The sequence below is a fragment of the Clostridium tunisiense TJ genome, from assembly GCF_000300195.1.
Classification (GTDB): Bacteria; Bacillota; Clostridia; order Clostridiales; family Clostridiaceae; genus Clostridium_J; species Clostridium_J tunisiense.
Genome location: NZ_AMQH01000004.1, coordinates 214,310 through 220,630, shown reverse-complemented (window position 1 = coordinate 220,630; position 6,321 = coordinate 214,310). Strand labels below are relative to the sequence as shown.

Below are 6,321 nucleotides of genomic sequence, written 5' to 3'. Positions count from 1 at the left end.
CCTTAAAAATAGGTTTTTATTAAAATTACTTTTACATTTTATCTATATAGATTTACTACTTGAAACCTTAAAGTATTTTGCTATCCAAGTATTGAAAAACTTAATTTTATTTAAAGCTATGACGTAGTATATCTATAAGGAACCAGAGTTAAAACTTACCTTATACATCAGTCCTACCCTGGTTCACTTAAGGCTTTTTGAACCTGAATAAATTAAACTTTCACTAAGGAAGCCTATAGGCTTCTACTTCACTTAAATTTTGCATATTAACCCATCTTTCTCCTCATAATAATGTTGAGAGGTGGTGAGTCTACATGAAGAAGTTTTTTACCATATTCGTAATTCTACTTTCTTTATCACTTAATACAATTAATGTTATACCTGTGTCCGCAGCTAATACCTTTAAAGAAGGGGTTTATAAAGCAGCTGATTTTAACTTTTCCTCAGAAAATCTTTATTCTGTTCAAAACATTTCTGCCACAGATGATGTTTACTTACAATTATTCGATGAAAATCAACTAATAATACAATCTATAAGATTGTCTCCTAAGTCTGAAAAGTTTAATCTAATTTCTCTAAAGCCAACCTATAGAATAGTTATAGTAGGCAATGGTGAAGTATACATATCTTAATGGACACTAAAATTGGTGTCCTTTTTTAATTTATATCCTTGGCGTTTACTTCTTCTCTTTGATAAAACTTATATAGGCGTAAAAATTTATCTTATTATAAATACTTATTTGTATATTGTTATATTTATAAGAAGATTTAGTGTTCATGCGGGTTCCAGCAATTTTCACAGCCTTTCCAAAAAAAAATAAGAGGTGAAAATCCTAATCCTGTAGATTATTACTTTCATCTCTTTATTTATAAATCCTATATTCAAATCAGTAAATTCTATGTGTAAACTAAGAAATTAAATGTTATATTCCTATGTCTCAACTAAACTTTCAATCTTGATCTGCTCTCTAAATTTATTGCTTAACCCTACTACACTTACTTTTATCTGAGCAGCTACTTCCACAGCTGCACTTGTTATTTTTAGTATCACTATAAACTTTTTTAAAGGCAAATCCAAAGATGGCAAGAAAAACTAATCCAACTATTATATTTCCCATATTACGCTTCAACTCCTAACTGAATTCGTTTTGAATCAGATTTTTTAATTGTTATGAAAATATACACTGCCGCTACAATAGCTATTATTATAGCAGGTACAAGTCCTGTTGCAGGTTTTCCATAAACTATTAAAGTTCCTACTTGAGCTATGACCATTGCTAAAAGATAACCCACACTGAATTGGAAACCTAAAGCTCTAAATAACCATTTCTTTGATCCCATTTCTGAGTTCATAGCTCCAATAGCTGCAAAGCAAGGTGGTGTAAATAAGTTAAAGGCTAGGTATGCAAAAGCCGTTACTGGAGTAAAGAATTCTGTTAAAACTCCTCCTGGTAAATGTAATGCTTCCTCAGAAGCTACAGCTAATAATACTGCAATGGTAGCAACTACATTTTCTTTTGCTATAAAGCCTGTTATTGCAGCTGCTGCAAGTTGCCATCCTACCATTCCTAATGGAATTAGTATTGGAGCAATTATTGTTCCAAGGGAAGCAAGAATGCTTAAGCTTTGATCCTCCACAGGCTGAAGATTCCAACCATAAGCTTGGGCAAACCATACAAAAGTATTGCAAACAAGAATAATAGTAGTAGCTTTATAAATAAAGCCTTTTGCTTTGTCTACCATTTGTAGGAAAGCATATTTTAAACTTGGCATTTTGTATTCTGGTAGTTCCATTATGAAGTAAGAAGAACTCTCCCAAACAAAAATTTTCTTAAGTAAAAGTCCCCCAATTACAATCATAACTATAGCTAGTAAATATATACTTGCTCCAACCCAAGAATTACCTGGGAAGAACACCGCTGTAAAAAGTGCAATAATTGGAAGTTTTGCACCACAAGGTACAAAAGGAGTAAGAATTGTAGTCATTCTTCTCTCATTAATATCTTCTATAGTTCTAGTTGCCATAACCCCTGGGATTGCACAGCCAGAACCAACAATCATAGGTATAATGGACTTTCCTGAAAGTCCAATTTTCTTAAAGAATCTATCCATTACTATGGCAACTCTAGCCATATATCCACAATCTTCAAGTAGTGATAAGCAGAAAAATAATACCATAACTAGAGGTAAGAATCCTATAACCGCTCCAACTCCACCAATAACACCATCAACTATAAGGGCTTGTAATAATGGAGCAACTCCTAAGCTTTCTAAAAATCCATTGGCTGCATTTGGAACAATTTCTGCAAATACTACTTCATTAAAGTAGTCTGATAAGAATCCTCCTAGCCCATTAATTGAGAAAGAGAATACAGCCCACATTATTGCAAAGAAAATTGGTATTCCAAACCACTTGTGAGCCACAACTCTATCTACTTTATCTGAAAAGTTAACCTTTTTCGCATCTCTTTTTTTATCTAAGCTCTTATTAACAATACCATCTACTAGCTTTTGTCTAGCAATGTCCGAGTCTTTATCCGCAAGCTCTAGTATACCTTGTGGTTTCTTTTCTTCTCCAACCTTTATTGCTTCATTAATTAAATCTAATAAGCCTTCCTCTGAAGTAGCAGTTGTATTAACTACTGAACAGCCTAGTAATTTACTTAAAGCTTTTAAATCGATTATGTCCCCTCTTTTAGAAAGAACATCATTTTTATTTACAGCGATAACCACTGGAATTCCAAGTTCCAAAAGTTGAGTTGTAAAAAATAAGCTTCTACTAAAATTAGCTCCATCTACTATGTTAATAATTACATCTGGTGCTTCTTCTAAAATGAAATCCCTTGTGATCTTCTCCTCACCACTAAAAGGTGAAATAGAATAAGCTCCTGGAAGATCAACAATTTTTATGTTTCTACCCTTTGAATTATATTTTTTCTTGAGTTCCGCCTCTTTTTTAGCTACAGTAACACCGGCCCAGTTACCTACTGCCTCTGTCTTTCCTGTAATAGCATTATACAAGGTGGTTTTACCACAGTTAGGATTTCCCGCTAATGCAATTTTCATCTTAATTCCCCCTCAAAAATTTATATTCGATATTGATACTCATTATCACTGTATATGTAAAATAAAAGGTGCTACTTTCATGGATATTCAGGCCAAATAATGAATAAGTTCATTTTGTTTAAATTTACCTCTTCTAAAAGGTGGTTGAACTTAATTTAATAAAATAGCCTAAAATATCTATTTCAGAGCAATAACTTTAACACCAAAATTTCAGAGTTAAAGTTATTCACCCCCTATAGCACATTAAAATCTTAAGTACAAAGTTTTATCTTATAGATTATGCATTATCACAAAGGCAATGTTTTTAATAATAGAACCAGGATTCTAAAACTAAATTTATAGGTCTAGTAATAGAGCTGGGCTCTAAGTGTTGACCGTGCTTCAAAGAACTTGAACTACGCCTCAAGCACAATTGATTTTGCCATGTTTTCATCAAGTGCATATCTACTATCTTTAATATTAACAATATAATTCCCTGCTAGCTTAGAGATAAGAGTAATTTCTTCCCCTTGAAAGCAACCTAAGGTAAAAAGAAACTTTTGTATTTTTTCCTTTCCTTCCACCTGTTTAATATTAAATGTTTCACCGATTCCTGCTTTTGATAATAACATAATTTTTTCACCTACTTTTAATAATATTGAATTTTATTCTCTATTGATAAATAATATCATTTACTCAAGGGGTTTGTCAATATAATCCTACCATATTTTAATAAATAATCAGTATCTATGTATTATTAAAATATTATTTGTGGAAAACTATGTATTAGTTTATATAAATAAAGGATGTGTCATATATGGAATTTCTTCAAAGTCAGGAAACATTAACTACCCTCCAATGGATTCTTAGGGCTGTTGTTGCTTTTTTCTTTTTAATGATTGTTGCTAAAGCCTTAGGTCAACGCAGCATTTCTCAATTAAGGCTTATTGATTTTGTTATTGCTTTGGTTATTGGAAATGTTATTGCCCATCCATTATCAGATGAAAACCTAGGAATGAAAGGCTCCATTACCACCACAATTACATTAGTAGTCCTATATATTGGTGGTGTATTTATGCTACTTAGATGGCCAGGGTTTAGGAGGCTACTTAATAGTAAACCAGTTCTCCTTGTTAAGGATGGAGAAATCCTTTATAAAGGTTTGAAAAAAGCAAGGATATCCATTGATATTTTATTAGAGGAATTGCGAGAAGGAAAAGTGAAGGATATTGATACCGTAGCATTAGCCTTTTGGGAAGCAGACGGAAAAATTTCGTTTTTCCTTGATCCAAAATATGAACCTGTAACAAATTCATCTTTGCAGATAGAGACCACTCCCTTTGATTACCCAAAGATAATTATTAAGGAGGGTATAATAAATCTTAAAGAGTTAAAACAACTTAACAAAGATGAAGACTGGGTTGTTTCCAATGTAAAAAACATATACCATACTGAAGTGAAAAATGTTCTACTGGCTACCCTTGATAAAAAGTCTACTATGAAGATTTTTTTATATAAGTGAGGGGTTGGTTATTGGAAACAATATAGACTTACTTCGTATAATTTATATTATTCATTTTCAAAAAGCCTTAAGGGAACCAATATAGGTTCCCTGTATAATTTAACTCTTGGCTTTGATTTTTTATAATTAGACCTATATGTGATATGAAAATATCAGGTATCAACCTTCCAAATTGTTTTACTTATTTAAGGAAAAATATCTTACTTCTGATACGATTCACCTTAAGGAGTATAACGTAGGCTTTATTTTCAAATAACTATAGTATTTTTCTACTAAAACTCAGCTTATACATTCTGTTATCTCTGAGTCTAGAGCAGAGAATCAGGATGTATAAGTTAATAGTTGAAGTTAAAACCCCTTATTTATCTTATCAGCTCAATTACATCAATATTTGGATTTCTATATCGCTTTCTTTTACAAGTCTTCTCCCCCCATTGAATTGCTTGTCTAGGACAATATTGAATACAAGCTGCACATTGCTCACAATTATGTTCCCATATTGGTTTATCAATATTAAATTGGATGTTATTGACTGGACAGATTCTTTCACATAATTTGCATCCATTACAATTATCATTAACCCAAAAATCTTTATCTCTTAAATGAAGATTTCCCATTATTTTGTCTGTTGCCTTAATAAAAGCTCTATCAATTAATGTATCAATCATTAGTTTACTCAATTCACATTTGTAGTTTTTTCTTTCTCTAATTAGTTGAGTTATCTTCCTTATTTTTTTCTTTTCTCTTTTAAAAGTCTTGTTTTGTTTTTCAATAGAACTTGCACCATATGCGAAAATATTGTTTCCTGGCATATGAATTAAAAAACCAGAATTTAATATTACACCCTTGCTTTTTAATATTTTTCTCAATTTTATTAATACCTCAGCAGGAGCTCCTCCATGAGTTGCTATTGCAAAAACGTAGGTATCCTTATTAATTTCTAGTTTTTTTAAGATTTTTTCTAAGATTAATGGTAATCGTGCATAAATTGTTGGAAAAACTATTCCAAGTGCTTTCCCTTCAACTTTAATTTTCTCTTCTGCTATAATTGAAGATATATTGCATAATTTAAAGTCTCTAAGTTCACTATTAATATCCTTAGCTACCTGTAGACTGTTTCCCGTTCCTGAAAAATATATTATTGTATCCTCAGCTATTACCATAAAAACCACTCCTTTTATCAACTTTCAAGTAATTTTTATTTTACTTATAAAATTACTTTTCCCAATGAATATTTTGATTTCTATTGGTATTATAGACCAGGTACTACGGTACACAGTCAAGACTTATTTTTTTAAATAAATTTCTATGTCATCACAGCATTCTATATTCTTTAATAATATAGTTTCTTTAACTTTTTCAAGTAGTTTTTTTATTTTCTCTAATTCATTTATTTTTGCACTTATTTCATTTGTTTTACTTTCAACAATTGTTTTGATATCTTCAATATTTCCACATAATATTTCATCATGTATCAATATACTTATTTCTCTCAATGAGAATCCAAAGCCTTTAATTATAAGAATAAACCTAATTAGTTCTATATCTTTTTTTGAATAAATTCTATATCCATTCTCATCCCTTTTAGGTTGAGAAAGCAAACCAATTTTTTCATAATGCCTTATAGTTTCCTTATTTACCTTTAATTCCTTCACCAAATCTCCAATATTATAAATATCTTTCACATACATCCTCCATTACTATTTCAATAAAGTCAGCTTGTTATAAAATAATATATACTCAAAACACATCAA

General features: G+C 30.8%; 7 protein-coding genes. 2 read left to right on the top strand and 5 right to left on the bottom strand.

Annotated elements, in window-relative coordinates; translation table 11 throughout:
- The first annotated feature begins 314 nt into the window (after positions 1 to 314).
- On the top strand, positions 315 to 632 hold the full coding sequence (locus tag C661_RS0103810; protein ID WP_017413973.1) for a hypothetical protein: 318 nt from the start codon (positions 315 to 317) through the stop codon (positions 630 to 632).
- Between the two features lie 342 nt (positions 633 to 974).
- Here C661_RS0103810 and C661_RS23065 read toward each other — a convergent pair whose 3' ends face one another.
- The 3 genes from C661_RS23065 to C661_RS0103795 all read right to left on the bottom strand — a co-directional run bounded on the left by C661_RS23065 (position 975) and on the right by C661_RS0103795 (position 3,677).
- A complete protein-coding gene (locus C661_RS23065; RefSeq protein ID WP_017413972.1) occupies positions 975 to 1,118 on the bottom strand; it encodes a FeoB-associated Cys-rich membrane protein in 144 nt (47 codons plus the stop codon).
- Between the two features lies 1 nt (position 1,119).
- Positions 1,120 to 3,066 (bottom strand): ferrous iron transport protein B, encoded by a 1,947-nt coding sequence (gene feoB, locus C661_RS0103800; protein WP_017413971.1) that lies wholly within the window; start codon positions 3,064 to 3,066, stop codon positions 1,120 to 1,122.
- 395 nt (positions 3,067 to 3,461) lie between these two features.
- Complete coding sequence (locus C661_RS0103795) at positions 3,462 to 3,677, bottom strand: FeoA family protein (protein ID WP_017413970.1); 216 nt, start codon at positions 3,675 to 3,677, stop codon at positions 3,462 to 3,464.
- Between the two features lie 185 nt (positions 3,678 to 3,862).
- Here C661_RS0103795 and C661_RS0103790 point away from each other — a divergent pair, with 185 nt between their 5' ends.
- Complete coding sequence (locus tag C661_RS0103790; protein ID WP_017413969.1) at positions 3,863 to 4,567, top strand: DUF421 domain-containing protein; 705 nt, start codon at positions 3,863 to 3,865, stop codon at positions 4,565 to 4,567.
- Positions 4,568 to 4,929: 362 nt separating this feature from the next.
- Here C661_RS0103790 and C661_RS0103785 read toward each other — a convergent pair whose 3' ends face one another.
- Complete coding sequence (locus C661_RS0103785; protein WP_017413968.1) at positions 4,930 to 5,730, bottom strand: EFR1 family ferrodoxin; 801 nt, start codon at positions 5,728 to 5,730, stop codon at positions 4,930 to 4,932.
- A 123-nt stretch (positions 5,731 to 5,853) separates the two neighbouring features.
- A complete protein-coding gene (locus C661_RS0103780; protein ID WP_242825972.1) occupies positions 5,854 to 6,258 on the bottom strand; it encodes a MerR family transcriptional regulator in 405 nt (134 codons plus the stop codon).
- Positions 6,259 to 6,321 lie beyond the last annotated feature (63 nt).